Raw genomic sequence first — 15,659 nt, 5'->3', positions numbered from 1 at the left:
CCATCACTAAACACTTTGGAGAATTCGCGCTCGTTCTCTTCATCGATATGACCATCAAAGACGTCTTTGGCACCAGCAAAAGGATCGTTGTAGATTGCCACGTTCATCTTATTCTCAGACTTAGCAACGATCGTGGTCACTGCCGCATCACCGCCAACGTTCACCGCTGTCCGTAGCATATCGAGAATACGATCAACACCCAATATGAGACCGATACCTTCGATAGGAAGACCCACTTGCGAGAACACCATAGAGAGCATGATAAGCCCTACGCCTGGCACACCCGCCGTACCAATAGAGGCAAGTACGGACATCAAAATCACGGTCAGATATTCAGTCACCCCAAGATCAATACCGTAGACGTTGGCGATAAAGATAGTCGCCGTTCCCTGCATAATTGCCGTACCATCCATATTGATCGTTGCACCAAAGGGTACAGTAAAGGAGGCCACTGAGTTGTCCACGCCCATGCGCTTAGTTACGGTACGCAGAGTAATCGGAATCGTCGCATTCGAGCTTGAAGTACTAAATGCAAAAATCTGTACTTCGCGCATTTTTGCCAAAAAGGTTTTGATCGATAACCTTGAGAACAGCTTGAGGACGATCATCATAGTAATGAAAAAATGGAAGGCCAGTGAGCCCACTAGCACCGCAACATAACCGAGCAGTGACCAGATGAGATCTAAACCCAGCTCTGCCATCGCTTTGGTTAGTAGCGCAAAGACACCATAAGGCGCAAGATTCATAATGATAGTCACCATCTTTAAGATGACCTCATTGATAAGCTCTAAGCTTTGCACTAAGCCTTTGGCAGGTTTGCCTACCATCAAGATACTAATACCGATCAATACTGCAAAAAAGATGATCGATAGCATATCGCCATTCGCCATTGCGCTAATGGGGTTGGAGGGGATAATGTTAGAGAAGACATCAAGTAGTGGCGGCGCTGCTGCTGCCTCAAATTCAGCTTCGGTGGCTACATCCATGCCTTTACCGATACCAAAGAGGATACCCAAACCAATAGCAGTCGCAATGGCCAGCGCTGTGGTCATCATATAGATCATAAAGGTTTTGGTGCCGATACGACCGAGCAGGCGAATATCGCCGATACCACACACCCCGCAAATCAAGGAGATTAATACTAGCGGTACAACTAGCATCTTAAGCGAGTTGACAAATAACTTACCGATAATAGCCAAAAAGCCATTGGTAAAATAAGTATTAACAAAACTGCCTTCTGCATTTAATCCAAAATAGTTTATACCCAGACCCAGTATGATACCAAGCACCATGGCAACGATGATCTTGCCCGTCAGTCCCATATTTTTCCACATAAGATATATCCTTTAATTGTGTGCCTGACAGTAGTCAATTTAATGTTATCGTTATTAGCATCCTTGCTATGACATAAAAACAATGCATCAAAACAGCAACATCATATCCATTTATTAGACGATCGACGTATATACAAATGCGCCAGTCCGTTGACTATTGTTACACTTACGCCTTCAATATAAAAGAATTGTTTAGGGCAGTGCAAGAAATTTTTATCACTTATTGCAGTGCACTTTTGCATAAGCCGTTGCTATTGATGTTTATTGCTATTGATTATTCTAAAACTTAAAAGAGTGACTATAAGAAATTTTAATTTAGACATTAAAAAAGCAGGACTACCGATAAAGGGGAGTCCTGCTTAGTTTAAACGCTACGATATTGTCTATTTTTTACCACCAATCAAAATTTTGAAGTGTCACAGCTTCAATGTTTTATGGCTTTAAGAATGTTAAGCGTTGTCGCTTTCATCACGGCGTAAGCCATCTTGCCAATGGGTAGTATCTGACGTTTGCTGCTCTATAGCGTCATGATGGTCATTAGCATCGCTACTATCTATGTTATTTGTACTCTCCACATCACCGCGACTATGGTTGCTACTCATACGCGCGTTCAATATAGATTCAGCATCACGATAACGAGTAGAATCAACATCGCGGTGGCGATGGTCAAGCGCTTCTTTATCAGGATTTGCGTCGCTAAAGTCAGTCTGTACTTGACGCTCGTCTAGCGAGTCTTGCTCACGGGTCATCTCGATATCACCATCGCTCTCATAACCGTGATTGGGATTGGCGTCGCCTGTCGACTCATGAGTATGTGCGGCAGCCTCAATATTATCAGTGCTGGCGTCATGGCTTTGAGCAGTACCTTCGCTATGATTGTTATCAGTAGCGTCATTAGCCTGTGTTGTTGACTCAACGCTATGAGCCGCTTGTGCCTCACTCTTGAGCTGCGCGTAATCTGTAAGCTGATTGACTGCGTTTTCAAGCGTATGCGGGTTATAGCGCTCTTGCGCCTCTAAAAGATGCTCGTCAAACACATCGGTCAATAACGAATCAAAACGTAGCCCATTATAGTTGATGAGTTGCTCCGCCTCATCTTCGCTAATCTCCCCACTTTGGCTGGCATGAACCACGTGATCCTCAAAGGTTAAACCCTCAAACTCTCCGCTATGCTCTGCCTTTTTGAACTTTTGCCATAGGGGTTCTATGGATAATAGCGCTTGATAGGCATTCTCCATACGGCCTGTAACATCATCAGATTCAGTATTGTAATACACCATCGTTTTTAGATAATCCCGAAATGGATTGGACTCAAAATCATCCATAAAGGTATCACCAAGCTTGGTTTTGAGCGCGTCGCTTGGCGGGGTAAAGATGCGCCCATTCGGGAAGGTTACAAAACCAACGAGCGCCGCTGCCATACGATTCGGGAAATTTTCAAAGAAAGATTCAAAGGCTTCTTGAATAGTATATAAGCTATTTTGTAGAGCGACTTCTGCGTGCAAACGCTCCGCTTCTGACTTACTGCCATGCTCATAAAATTGCAAAATAGCTGTGGCAATAAACAGATGAGCATGAATATCTGCTAAGCGCCCTGAGAGCATCTCTTTGCGCTTGAGATCGCCTGCCAAAAGGCCAAGCGCCATATCAGCGGTCAAAGCAAAACTGGCACTTAGGCGATTGATATGTTTGTAGTAGGGACGAGTAAACTTGTCGGCAAAGCTTGGCGCTTTACCACTACCACCGAGATATCCTGCAACAAAGGCTCTAGCGCCGCGGTTAAAAGTATAGCCTAAATGCTTAAAGAATAGTCCATCAAACTCTTTGAGCGCGCTTTGTTTGTCCTCGCTTTGCAGTAGTTGTAACTCATCGAACAGGTAGGGATGACAGCGCATCGCCCCTTGACCAAATATCATCAAAGATCGGGTCAAAATGTTTGCGCCCTCAACAGTGATAGAAACGGGTATCGCTTGATAAGGAATCGCCAAAAAATTGCGCGGACCCATTTGAATAGCGCGCCCACCGACCACGTCCATACCATCGTTAACCACGCCGCGCATAGTTTCGGTCGCATAATATTTTGCCATAGCAGTCATCACAGACGGCGTGCCGCCTTGATTAAGGCCACAAGTCACTAAGTGACGAAAGGCCTCTAACATATAAGTCTGGCTGGCAATACGGCTCGTCGCGTCTTGTACGCCTTCAAACTTACCGACTGAGATTTTGAACTGCTCACGCACTTTGGCAAAGGCGCCCACAGACAAATAGCTCATCTCGCTCGCTGATGTCGACAGCGCAGGCAAAGAGATGCCGCGTCCTACGCCTAGACACTCCATTAGCATACGCCAGCCGCGACCCGCGTTTTCAACGCCGCCGATAATATAATCTAAGGGAATAAATACATCGTTACCATCGACCGTACCATTCATAAAGGGCGAGCCGCTAGGGTAATGACGCGGTCCGATAACGACGCCTTCATGCTCAGCAGGCACGAGCGCGCAGGTAATGCCATAATCTGTCTTGTTCGGATCGCCAAGTAGCGCTTCTGGATCATGCATCTTAAAGGCGAGTCCAACGACCGTTGCGATAGGGGCAAGAGTAATCCAGCGTTTAGAGAAGTTCATACGCAGTCCAAGCACTTGCTCGCCGTCATGAGTGCCGTAGCAGACCACGCCTGTATCAGGAATAGCGCCCGCATCAGAACCTGCTTCTGGTCCTGTTAGACCAAAGCAGGGAATCTCTGTCCCATTAGCTAATCCTGGTAGCCAGCGCTGCTTTTGCTCGTCTGTACCGTAATGCATGAGTAGCTCGCCTGGGCCCAAGGAGTTTGGTACCATGCAGCTGACTGCAGCGGTCGGAGAGCGTGAGGCGATTTTGCTCATGACTCGGCTTTGGGCATAAGAGGTAAAATCCAAGCCGCCGTATTCTTCAGGAATAATCAGTCCCAAAAAGCCATTGTCTTTGATAAATTGCCAAGCCTGCGGTGATAAGTCTTTGTATTCAGTAGTGATCTGCCACTCATCGAGCATAGCGCACAAGGTTTCAACTTCATTATCAATAAAGCTTTGCTCTCTCTCAGACAGCGTAGGATAAGGATACTGAGCAAAGGTATCCCAGTTTGGTGCGCCCATAAACAGCTCTTTTTCCCACCAGCTGGTGCCCGCATCAAGGGCTTCGCGCTCGGTATCGCTCATGCTTGGCATTGCCCCAGCCAAAGTCTTGTAGACAGGCTTAGTGATAAGAGCCTTTCGAATAGGCGTAACAAGCAGTACAAGGCATAACAGCGCAATAGGCGCGCCCAATATCAATGACCAAGGGCTAATAAAAGCGGTGACAATCACTGTGACAATAGCGACAATGCTGCCAGTAACTCTAGATAAGGACAGTAAGAAGATAGCCAGAATCATGGCTAGCTGAATAAGTACTGCTAGAACAAATAAGCCAATCGCCATGACTGTCTCCTTTTTGATAGCAAGAATAGGTATAGTAAATAGTAAAGACTGTTAAGAAGGTATAGAGTCTACAAATTACTTACACAAATATAGCTTCTACTATGAAAGCCTTCTTGACAACTATCAATAGATAAAATGCAACGCTATGTCGAGGATATGTATCGATAAAGACGGATGCCAATAGCTGTAAGGCTTTTTAGTCAATATGATGCCCCATTAATTGCTATTTTGGGTGACATTAAAAATGTAAGTAAATTTTAATAAAACGGCGCCAGACTACTCTCTGCATAAGATAAGGTTTCATTGCGACCGACGATAATGTGATCTATTAGAGATAAATCTAGCAAATCACAAGCTTTTTTGAGCTCAGAAGTTAGTAGATTGTCCGCATTTGAGGGTGCAGCGCCGGTGTGTGGATGATTGTGAGCGATGATAAGCTGACTGGCAGCATGACTGAGCGCATGACGCAGTACATGCTTGATACATACAGAGCAAGACGAGATACCGCCTGTGAAGAGTATCTCAAAGTTGAGAAGGTTGAGCGCATTATCGAGACAAAGTACAGCAAACACTTCACGATGCTCGCCGCGCAGTTGGGTGCTGATATAGTCCTTGACCACTTGCGAGCGACCCAGCGCTTGACCCGTTTTGAGTTTACTATTTAAATAGCGCGTACCCATCTCTAAGGATGCTAGGATTTGCGCGTATTTAGCAGGTCCGATACCGTGACAGGCGAGTACCGTCTCTTTGGGTGCAGCCAAGAGTTCTGCTAGACTACCAAAGTGATCAATCAAGGAGCGTGCCAGCTCAATAGCGGACTGCGAGGGCGTGCCCGTACGCAAAAATATTGCTAATATTTCAGCATCTGATAAGTGCGCGGCACCAAATTTGAGCAGCTTCTCACGCGGCCTATCATCTTCATGCCAGTCTTTAATCGCCATTATGCTTCCTTGTTTGCTTTTTTGTCCTAAATAGAGGTTCGTCGTTTTAAGTACGCGAAACCTTATCTAATTTAGCGCATAATTGTTACTATATGAACCATTTTTGTCCTTTACACTCATTTACTTATTGATGACTTGCTTATGTCAAATATTGTCCTCGCCATTACTGGCGGTATTGCCGCTTACAAATCTGCCTTTTTCGCTCGTCTTTTAATCAAAGCGGGGTTTGAGGTGCGCGTCATTATGACAACTGGCGCGCAGGCCTTTATCACGCCATTAACCTTGCAGGCCTTGACGGGTAACGAGGTGCATACCTCATTACTTGATGAAGAGGCTGAGGCGGGTATGGGTCATATTGAACTGGCCAAATGGGCCGATCTGGTCATTATCGCTCCTGCGTCTGCCAATACGCTGGCACGCCTAGCGATGGGAATGGCAGATGATTTGCTCACGACGGTGTGCCTAGCGACAACAGCCTCTGTCATCATAGCGCCTGCGATGAATCAGCAGATGTGGGCGCATCCTGCGGTCAGTCTCAATATACAGACCCTACGCGATATGAATTATCATATCATCGATCCTGCGAGCGGCGAGCAAGCGTGCGGCGATGTGGGCGCTGGGCGATTGCCTGAGCCTGAGCAGCTGCTTAGCGAGGTGCTACTATTTAACGCCCAAAGACGTATTCCGCAACTGCTCACGGGTAAGCGCGTGGTCATCACCGCAGGCCCAACCGTTGAGGCGATAGATCCAGTACGTTATTTGTCCAATCACTCATCAGGCAAGATGGGTTTTGCTTTGGCGCAAGCATGTCAATACGCAGGTGCCAAGGTCGTTCTAATTGCAGGTGGCAAGGTAGCGCTACCGACGCCGCTGGGTGTTACGCGTATCGATGTGCTGTCGGCAAAAGACATGCTCGTCGCTGCGCAGCAGTGTGTTGAGGGGACGCATAGCGCGATAGCGACTATAAACAAGACATCAGATTTAGATCAGCAAGATCATGCCGCGCACGCTCATCTTCATGAGCACGGAGACTGCGACTGTGATGATGTAGAAATCGATAACAATACGCACGACAATAACGGTACACGTTTAGCTGATATTTTTATCGCCACCGCTGCTGTGGCTGATTATCGTACTGAGGAAGCCGCGCCGCAAAAGATCAAAAAAACCCAAGACGCCATGACGCTAAGCCTAGTCAAAAACCCTGATATTTTAGCGACGATTTCCTTGGCGCATCCTGAGCTATTCGTAGTGGGATTTGCTGCTGAGACGCAAGATGTCGAGCACTACGCGCGCGGCAAGCTAGTCGCCAAAGACTTAGATATCATCGCCTGTAATGATGTCTCACGCGCAGATATCGGTTTTGCGAGTGACGATAATGCTATGCAGGTGTTTTTTGCCAAAGACTATGAGCGCGAGGCGATAAGCTTAGATAAAGCCAGTAAAGATGATATTGCAAAGCAGCTCACTACCATCATCGGTGAGACCCTCTGGCAGCGCAGGCATGGCTAGTAATATTGTCACTACAGTCGCCTTCCTTTTAGCGCTATGACAGCCGCGGTCGATAGCGACAGCATGCAGATGCTATTGTTGCTGGCGATTTTTGCGCTGGCATCACTGCTACATGGCATAAGCGGTCTGGGCGTGACGCTAGTGACGACGACGGCTTTGGCTAGTCTATATCCGTTGCCGTATGCCATCGTCCTCGTGATTTTCCCCTCCTTATTACTCAATGCAATGACATGGCTGGCGGGTGGCGGGCGCACTGTTTGGCAAAACTTTATTTATTACGGCAAGCGCTATTGGCTGCTTGCGTTAACCAGTTTGTTTGGGAGTATCTTGGGCGCTCAGTTACTGCTTTGGATTGATAGCGCTTATATTTTACTGCTGCTAGCGGCGGTGATTGGCTATTACGTGATCAGCAGCTTACTTGGCAAGCAAATCACGCTACCTAATACCAAGCCTGTGCTGATTATCGTGGGATTTAGCGCAGGTATTATCGGCGGCTCGACCAATGCTATGTCGACTATATTGATGATGTATCTGTTGTCTGCCAGCGACGATAAAAACACCATCGCCAAAGTTGGCAACATGTGTTATCTATTAGGCAAAGTCGCGCAAATTATCGTCCTGCGTGAGCCTATCATGGCGCTAAGCCTCGCAGAGTGGCAATTGATTGCGCTACTTAGCGTTTTGTCCGTTGTCGCGCTATTGATCGGTATTCGTATGCGTCGTTACCTGCCACAAGCACGCTTTCGGCAGCTTATTTTAATCATTTTGACAGTACTTGGGTTGCGGGTAGGCTGGCAGGGCGTTATGGCGTTTTTGTAGTTAGCAGGTTTTTTAATTGTGTAAAGTGTGATCATTGTTCAACGATGCTTTTAACGATACCTTTAGCGATTAAATAAGTTTAAAACGATAGTCGCTACTATACTTATGATAATCATAGAGACAATCGGGAAGTACACGCGGGTATTGCCTGAGGTGTGCCTAATATCTCCTGGTATGTTACCAATCCAAGAAAACATACTTGGAAATAGCAGCCAAATAACGCCGATGATCACGAGTAAAATACCAATAAGAATGACTATTTTTGCCATAATAACGACTCCTTTTTTAGCCTTATTTTTTTCGCATTGTTCTTATGCCTCGTTGTGCTGAGTGGTTTTATCAAAGTAAATCTGCTGCGCGATACGAAAGGTATTGCAATGCGCCTCGACCACATCTTCAATATCTTCTGAATAGCCGCCGCCCATGACGATAGCCACTGGAATATTGGCGGCCTTTGCTTGACGCAAGACGTAATCGTCACGCGCCATGCACCCTGCTTGGGTCAGTCCAAGTTTACCAAGTTTGTCCGTTGCCAATACATCTACCGCTGACTGATAAAAGATCATATCGGGTGCGACATTACGGATTAAACGCGGCAGGGTCTCATGCAGCACCTGTAGATAATCCTCATCGCCTGTATCGTTAGCAAATTCGATATCCAAATCAGAGACCTCTTTACGAAACGGATAGTTTTTGGCGCCATGCATACTAAAGACAAAAACGCGTGGCTCATCCGCCATGATACTGGCATTACCATTGCCTTGATGTACGTCCAAATCTACGATCAAGATCTTTTTTGCCTGTCCGCGATTAAGCAGTAAGTTGCTGGCGATACAGACATCGTTGAGCACACAAAAGCCCTCACCATGATCGGCAAAGGCATGATGCGTACCGCCTGCAACATTCATTGCCACACCATACTGCTGGGCAAACCGCGCACATTCATAAGTGGCATGAGCAATATGACGACCACGATCTACCAGTTCAGGCGTCATCTCAAACCCGATCGGACGCGCCTCTTTACGCGTTAAGGTTTGGGTCTTGAGTTTGTGCCAATACTCGGCTGTATGCGTAGTCAAAATCTCATCTTCACTCAAGCGCTTGGGTGCAAAGAAATTATCGGTGGTGATTGTACCCTCACGCAGCAGGCGCTCAGGAATCATAGTATATTTTTGCATAGGAAAGCGGTGCTTGTCAGGCACCGAGTAGCGAAAGATATCGGAGTAGGCAATTTTTAGCATAATGTTTAAGAATTTTCGGTTTTAAAAAAAGGATTTTGGCGCATTTAGAATAATAAAGGACGCTATTCATTTATAAATAACTACTGCACAAACTGCGTCGGTAAATAAAAGGTTCTAGCGTCTGATTGTTGCCGCAGCTCTAGCAGTAAAGTTTGCATGTCCTCGCTTGGATTCTCAAAGTTGAGTAAGTCATCAAAGATCTCAAAGGATACGGTCGTCATTGCCACGACGCTTTGCAGCAGTTGCTCAATAATAGTATCGTTTATGCCAACAGCCTCGACATCGATAGCACTCTTAAAGCGTATCTCGCCATCATTGACGTCCATCTCCAGATTACCTATGATCATGTCGTAGTTGATTTGGGTGATCAGTAGCATCGCCGCGCTTTGATGACTCTCAGGAATCACAAAGGGCAAAATGCCATAAACGGCGAGTAAAGCGTTTGTCTCTTGTATGCGAAATAGATATCCGCAGTCAAGACGTCCGTTACGCATACGCAAGGACAAATGATGCGACTGCTGAGTATCATCAGCCCTAGGACGATAATACGTATAATGCCACTGTTTGCTCTGCAAAAACTGTTTGATGGTATCGACGATAGGAGTAGTAGGGCGCGATTTCACTAAAGATATCTTCGGCTTTTTTTCACTGCTGTGTCCCGTTTCACGACCCAGTCCTGCCTCAGACGTTTGCGCCTCATCACTATAAATAGGCTGCGGCGCAGGCGAGGTCAATAACCGTTTGAGTTTTTGCCATAAGCTGAGTTTGTTGTCTTGGCTCATAATTACAGGTATGACTGGTTATAGTGAACAATAAATAAAAGGTACAGAGCAAGCGATTACTGATCTGAACTATCAGACCCAAGCCCATTCGCCAAACTACTCTTAATAGCATCTTGCGCATAAAAAGCTTGCAGCATCTGGCTGATATGCGCACTAAACCAAGGGCTGTCAATAGCATCATGAGCAAGGGGTAGTAGGGCTTGGCTACCTTGCGCTACTGCTTGCGCATCGATATGTAAGCTGCTCGCCAAAGTAGCAAAAGTATCCTCTTGATGATTGCTATACCACGTCTCTATGCTCGCGGCTATCAAACTGTGCAGATAGGGCGATATACGCAGGCGGTTATAGCTCTGCTGGAGGCTTGCTTCGATATGATCGATACTGCTGTGATTTGGCTCGTCGCTGAGATAAGTCTGTAGCTCGCTGACTGCCTTGTCTTTGATGCGCGCCCAGCCTGTTGTTAGCATACGCGTGACTTCTTCGTTTGATAAGTGCGCCTTAGCATTGCTCTCAGCGCGGCGAGTCAAATCTTTGATATTGCGATGCAAGTAAGTTTGCAGTTTTCCATCGAGATTGCTATTGGTGGCTTTTTCAAACGAGCTGCGGCCCATTTTCATAAGCTTACCCACGCCGCCCGCCTTATCAAGCGTCGTCTCCATAAAATCATTGATAGCATGATACAGTGTTTGCGTCAGCAGCTCAGCGAATGCTTCATTACCGATAAAGCTGTGAATCAAAGCATTACGCTGCTCATCGTGACTGCCGATATAAGTGGCAAGAGTCTCGATTTGGGTATCATCGACCAGCTCACGTAGCGGCATATTGTCATTGACGGGATGATACATCACCGTATGCATAATATCGCGAATGTCTTGACGCATCACATCACTAAGCGGATGGGTGAGAAGCCAGTGGTTGATTAAGCGCTGGATATCCTCACTATTGATATAGCGGCTCATGGGCTGCGCGGCGAGCCAGTGCCAGGCCTCAAGTGCTAGTGGCTCAGCCTGCCCGCGTAACCACTCTTGCATAAAGGTGACTTGTGCCTGTATCAAGCCGTCTATACTTGCAAGGTTTGCTAAGTCGTTTGTGGTAGACGAGGGTGTTTCGATAAAGGTGCTTTGCATATGTTTTAAGGCCTAGTAGTCAACAATTTGTTATAATGTTAGATTATGCCATGAACGGACGCACGGTTTGTGCTGATTATTGTTGTAATAGATGTATGCGCTTTAATCAATACGCGCTTATAACGGATAAATAATAAGAGATCTTGATGACCGCTTTGCCTGTGCATCCTTTAGCTGATTCTGATACCAATATGACTACATTAACGCTTGAGGATCTAACCGTCCAGCGCGGCGAGTTGCCGTTGTGCGTTGGGGTAAATCTTGAGCTGGCGGCGGGTAGTATTTGCCATCTGATAGGGGCTAATGGTACGGGAAAGACGACGCTACTAATGCAACTAGCGGGGCTGTTACCCGTGTTAACAGGTGCGGTGCATTACCAAGGTCAAGCAGGGCTGCCTGTGCAGCCGCTCTATGTCTCGCACCAATTAGGCATTCATCCAAGCCTCACTGTGGCACAGAATCTGACGTTTTTGCTTAATTTGTATGGCGTATCACCAACGCTCGCTGAGATTGATGAGGCATTAGAATGGGTCGGGTTGCAAGGGTTTGAGGCATTGAGCTCAAGTCATCTATCTGCAGGGCAGACGCGGCGCATTACCTTAGCTCGGCTGTATTTGTTAACGCCACAGATGACGCCGCTGTGGCTACTTGATGAACCCTTTACCGCATTAGATGTGGATATGGTGGCGCGAATGGAGCACAGATTATGCAAGTTTGCAGCGGCAGGAGGGTCGATACTCATGACCAGCCATCAATCGGTTGGCGTCGCCGATCACGTGCTCGACTTGTCAGAGTCCATGGTTTAAGTAAAGGGATGTATGATGTTAGAGAGTCAAGTACAACCTTTAGTGACTAATGCAGATACGCGGCGCATAAATAGCCAAGCAAATGGTATTGCTATGCGTCAAATCAGCTTTGGGCAGTTGTGGCGACGCGAATGGCAAGTCAAGCAACAAGGCGCAGTGCAGTGGCTTTATCCTTTGGTTTTATTCTTAGTCATCATTACTTTATTTCCTCTATCGGTCGGTACTGAGCCGCAGCTCTTGCAGCGCTTAGGCGTGCCTGCGGTGTGGATTGCCGCCTTGTTGTCTTTGGTTATGGGCGTTGATGGTTTATTTAAGCCCGCACTTGATAATGGTACGCTTGCGCAATTGGTCGTGGCAAAAGCCTCTTTGCCTTTATGGGTACTTATTCGCTTATCGATTCACTGGCTGTTTAGTAGTGGTATCGTCGCAGTATTAAGCCTGCTTTCTGTACCTTTATTTGGACTGAGCTGGTTTGATGCGGGTATTTTGCTGGCGTCCATTATTGCAGGTAGTCCGATGCTGCTGATGTTATCTGCTATCGCCAGTAGCTTGACGCTATCGCTCAAAAATGGCGCGGTACTCGTGCCGCTGATTGCGCTACCGATGCAGCTGCCCGTATTAATCTTTGCGACTGGCGCAGTCGATCTATTTGCAACTGGTCTTAATGGCTTGCCTGTATTAGCGCTGCTATTGGCAGGTAGTATCGTCTCGGTATTAGTGACGCCTTGGGTCATTGCTTTGACGCTTAAGATGTCTTGGTTAAACTGATGATTTGCCCTATCGGTAAACTAACCATATGGCGGCGACTGACAACTTTGCTATAATAGCGCTAAAAGAAGCGATACATTTTTATGTGAGTAGCCTTCTGATATCTCTTGTCAACACACCTCTTTTTATCACTACAAGACGTAATAGGTGTTCTACATGCCCAATTTAAATAACGTCTCATCTCCTAGCTTGTGGCAGCGCATCTGGCAAGGCTTTTTGACCACAGTAGGGACTAAGCAGTTCTTTCGCACCTTTGCGCCTTGGGTGAAGTGGTTGGGTGTTTTGGCCACTTTATTTTTGCTTATTGGCAGTGTTTGGGGCTTGGCTTTTGCGCCGCCTGATTACTTGCAAGGCAACAGCTATCGCATCATTTTTATTCATGTACCGGCAGCGAGTATCGCCATCTCCATCTACTTTGCCTTAGCGGTACTTGGGGTGATTTATTTGGTATGGAAAATAAAAACCGCTAATCTGGTTGCGCAAGCACTAGCGCCGATAGGGTTTTTATTATGTGTACTGAGTCTGCTGACAGGATCTATCTGGGCTAAGCCCACGTGGGGCACCTACTGGGTGTGGGATGCGCGTCTGACCTCTATGTTGATTTTGGCGTTTTTGTACGCAGGCGTGATGGCACTTTTTGCAGCATTTGAGCACACGGCCAATCGCGGTAAAGCTGCTGCGATCCTGTCCGTCGTCGGCGCAGTCAATCTACCGATCATCAAGTACTCGGTTGAGTGGTGGAATACCCTGCACCAAGGCGCGACCTTTACGTTGACCGAAGCACCAAAGATGTCCGCAGATATGTGGATGCCGCTACTACTTATGGTAGTCGGTAGCTATTTGCTCGTTGCTACGCTTGCTATATATCGTACTAATACGCTGATTTTGCAACGCGATCAAGGTAAAGCTTGGGTCAAAGAATACATACGTGGTCAACACAAATAGCCTGCGAGGGTAATGCATGCAGCCTTATTTTTATAGTTTTTCTGAGTTTATCGCTATGGGCGATCACGGCGTTTTTGTCTGGTCGTGCTGGGCGATTACGGTTGGCGCTATGCTGATATTTATCTGGTACAGTCGCCGCCAAAGACAAGCGCTTATCAAGCAGCTGGGTATTCAACAAGTCCGTCAGGCGCAGCGTAGTACTATGAGTAAAAGTACTACGAGTAAAAGTACTATAAGTAAAAGCACCACGAGCAAAACTAATGCGACATCAGGTAATAAGTCAAACGTCTTATAAGTTTTATGAATCACAGTAGCGCTCATTGATTATGAGATAAGACGCTCCCATATACTCACTAAGCAATAGCCATTAGACACGGTGCTATTTTACTGGTTAAAGAGTTAACTCGATGTTTAAAGATTCGTCAATGAGGTAGTGCTATGAATGCAACTCGACGCAAAAAACTAATGTGGGTCATGTTTACGCTAGCAGGTGCTGCCGTTGCGGTAGTGCTAGTGCTATACGCAATAGGCCAGCAGACAGATTACTACTTTGATGCGACAGCCATATCGCAAGGCGAGGCGCCGCAAGATAAACGCATTCGGGCAGGCGGTATGGTAGTCGCCGGTAGTGTACAGCGCGCGCCTGATGATCCTTTGAGTGTGCAGTTCGCCATTACCGATTTTGCGGCGACTGTCCCTGTCACTTATCAAGGTATCTTGCCCGACTTATTCGCTGAAAATTCAGGCGTGGTCGCTACGGGAAAAATGCAAGGTGAGACCTTTGTCGCAGGTGAAGTCTTGGCGAAGCATGATGAGAACTACATGCCGCCAGAGGTTGCTAAATCGATGAAAGAGAACAACCGCAATGGGGTAACGCCAACCTCTGAGCAATATAATCCTGCTCAGCCCATTCATGAAACGCAAACGCTGCAACAGTAAAGCTTATCTGTTCAAGGCGATAGCTAGCCTCAAACAAAAAGCCACTGATAGTGATATCAGTGGCTTTTTTGCGATCAACGTTTTACTTCAAAAGGGACTTAATTTCTAACATTAGTCATCCCATTTGGGCGAATAATCAGGATGCTTAATCTTGCGACCGTCACTAGTAGCTAGATTGCTAATCTGTTCTATGTCATCAGTACTGAGGTTGACGTTGATGGCGTCCAAGTTGCCTTGTAGATGATCTGGATTCGATGTCTTTGGAATAGCAATACGGTCTTTATCTGATAGTATCCAAGCCAATGATATCTGTGCTGGCGTCACGCCATGCTTGTCAGCAATGTCTTTTATAATGTCATTATCGAACACATCACCGCGTGCCAATGGCGAGTAAGCTTCTAGCAAGATATGATGATTGTTCAAAAAAGTCTGCAAAGTCTCTTGCTTAATGAAAGGATGAAACTCAACTTGGTTGACCACAATCGGTACGTCAGCGTACTTTTTAGCTTCAATAATATTGGCAATATTGAAGTTAGAGACGCCGATATTACGCGTTAAGCCTTGCTTTTGTAGCTCGCACAAGGCTGGAATGGTCTCAGTTAATGGCACACGATCATCAGGCCAGTGTAGTAATAATAGGTCCACATAATCGGTATCTAGATTTTTTAAAGAGCGTTTAGCCGCTGCCACCAGTTTCTCTGGTTCAAACTTCATATCATCAGGAAAGATCTTGGTGGTTAAAAAGAATTTATCACGCGCCACCCCTGATTGCTTGATACCTTGACCCACCTCGACCTCATTACCATAAGCTTGAGCAGTATCGATATGCTCATAGCCCATCTGTAGCGCTTGGCTGACGACATCGATACAGTCTTGTCCGGTTGACTGCCATGTACCTAGTCCAAGTACGGGGATATTAGCCTGTCCTGCTGTGCGAATGTTATAAGTTTTAGTACTCATATTATTATCCTTATAATTGTTAGCTTAATCATG

The 15,659-nt window shown here is 46.4% G+C and carries 15 protein-coding genes; 7 read left to right on the top strand and 8 right to left on the bottom strand.

Annotated features, from left to right (window positions below; genetic code table 11):
* The 3 genes from ACTXGO_RS03975 to radC form a co-directional block, all read right to left on the bottom strand.
* The coding region (locus tag ACTXGO_RS03975; RefSeq protein WP_443573429.1) for a dicarboxylate/amino acid:cation symporter at positions 1-1,334 on the bottom strand (1,334 nt) is incomplete at its 3' end.
* A gap of 449 nt (positions 1,335-1,783) precedes the next feature.
* Complete coding sequence (locus ACTXGO_RS03970) at positions 1,784-4,786, bottom strand: acyl-CoA dehydrogenase (RefSeq protein WP_443543160.1); 3,003 nt, start codon at positions 4,784-4,786, stop codon at positions 1,784-1,786.
* A gap of 257 nt (positions 4,787-5,043) precedes the next feature.
* Positions 5,044-5,727 carry a RadC family protein gene (gene radC, locus ACTXGO_RS03965; RefSeq protein ID WP_443543158.1) on the bottom strand — a complete coding sequence of 228 codons (684 nt, stop codon included), beginning with the start codon at positions 5,725-5,727 and terminating at the stop codon, positions 5,044-5,046.
* A 141-nt stretch (positions 5,728-5,868) separates the two neighbouring features.
* Here radC and coaBC point away from each other — a divergent pair, with 141 nt between their 5' ends.
* Both coaBC and ACTXGO_RS03955 read left to right on the top strand, forming a co-directional pair.
* Positions 5,869-7,239, top strand: coding sequence for a bifunctional phosphopantothenoylcysteine decarboxylase/phosphopantothenate--cysteine ligase CoaBC (gene coaBC / locus ACTXGO_RS03960; RefSeq protein WP_443543156.1), 1,371 nt, complete (start codon positions 5,869-5,871; stop codon positions 7,237-7,239).
* A 36-nt stretch (positions 7,240-7,275) separates the two neighbouring features.
* Positions 7,276-8,058 (top strand): TSUP family transporter, encoded by a 783-nt coding sequence (locus tag ACTXGO_RS03955; protein ID WP_443543154.1) that lies wholly within the window; start codon positions 7,276-7,278, stop codon positions 8,056-8,058.
* 62 nt (positions 8,059-8,120) lie between these two features.
* Here ACTXGO_RS03955 and ACTXGO_RS03950 read toward each other — a convergent pair whose 3' ends face one another.
* The 4 genes from ACTXGO_RS03950 to ACTXGO_RS03935 all read right to left on the bottom strand — a co-directional run bounded on the left by ACTXGO_RS03950 (position 8,121) and on the right by ACTXGO_RS03935 (position 11,208).
* Positions 8,121-8,327: a DUF2905 family protein gene (locus ACTXGO_RS03950; protein ID WP_443543152.1), complete on the bottom strand. Its 207-nt coding sequence runs from the start codon at positions 8,325-8,327 to the stop codon at positions 8,121-8,123.
* A gap of 42 nt (positions 8,328-8,369) precedes the next feature.
* A complete protein-coding gene (locus tag ACTXGO_RS03945) occupies positions 8,370-9,299 on the bottom strand; it encodes a histone deacetylase family protein (protein WP_443573427.1) in 930 nt (309 codons plus the stop codon).
* 80 nt (positions 9,300-9,379) lie between these two features.
* Positions 9,380-10,081, bottom strand: a complete 702-nt coding sequence (locus ACTXGO_RS03940) for a YbjN domain-containing protein (protein WP_435949636.1) — start codon at positions 10,079-10,081, stop codon at positions 9,380-9,382.
* Positions 10,082-10,137: 56 nt separating this feature from the next.
* Positions 10,138-11,208 (bottom strand): hypothetical protein, encoded by a 1,071-nt coding sequence (locus tag ACTXGO_RS03935; RefSeq protein ID WP_443573425.1) that lies wholly within the window; start codon positions 11,206-11,208, stop codon positions 10,138-10,140.
* Positions 11,209-11,354: 146 nt separating this feature from the next.
* Here ACTXGO_RS03935 and ccmA point away from each other — a divergent pair, with 146 nt between their 5' ends.
* From ccmA to ccmE, 5 genes are all read left to right on the top strand, one after another.
* Positions 11,355-12,014: a heme ABC exporter ATP-binding protein CcmA gene (gene ccmA / locus ACTXGO_RS03930; RefSeq protein ID WP_435949633.1), complete on the top strand. Its 660-nt coding sequence runs from the start codon at positions 11,355-11,357 to the stop codon at positions 12,012-12,014.
* 93 nt (positions 12,015-12,107) lie between these two features.
* Entirely contained in the window at positions 12,108-12,782 is a 675-nt protein-coding gene (locus ACTXGO_RS03925; protein WP_317199277.1) for a heme exporter protein CcmB, read from the top strand.
* A 156-nt stretch (positions 12,783-12,938) separates the two neighbouring features.
* Positions 12,939-13,727: a heme ABC transporter permease CcmC gene (gene ccmC / locus ACTXGO_RS03920; RefSeq protein WP_317199193.1), complete on the top strand. Its 789-nt coding sequence runs from the start codon at positions 12,939-12,941 to the stop codon at positions 13,725-13,727.
* A gap of 16 nt (positions 13,728-13,743) precedes the next feature.
* On the top strand, positions 13,744-14,022 hold the full coding sequence (gene ccmD / locus ACTXGO_RS03915; protein WP_435949632.1) for a heme exporter protein CcmD: 279 nt from the start codon (positions 13,744-13,746) through the stop codon (positions 14,020-14,022).
* A gap of 143 nt (positions 14,023-14,165) precedes the next feature.
* Positions 14,166-14,666 carry a cytochrome c maturation protein CcmE gene (gene ccmE / locus ACTXGO_RS03910; RefSeq protein WP_317199192.1) on the top strand — a complete coding sequence of 167 codons (501 nt, stop codon included), beginning with the start codon at positions 14,166-14,168 and terminating at the stop codon, positions 14,664-14,666.
* A 111-nt stretch (positions 14,667-14,777) separates the two neighbouring features.
* Here ccmE and ACTXGO_RS03905 read toward each other — a convergent pair whose 3' ends face one another.
* The gene (locus tag ACTXGO_RS03905) at positions 14,778-15,626 is read right to left on the bottom strand and encodes an aldo/keto reductase (RefSeq protein WP_443543145.1); all 849 of its coding nucleotides are present in this window, start codon (positions 15,624-15,626) and stop codon (positions 14,778-14,780) included.
* Between the last annotated feature and the right edge of the window lie 33 nt (positions 15,627-15,659).

The sequence above is a fragment of the Psychrobacter sp. T6-1 genome, assembly GCF_052258445.1.
This window is presented reverse-complemented; position numbering and strand designations above follow the sequence as displayed.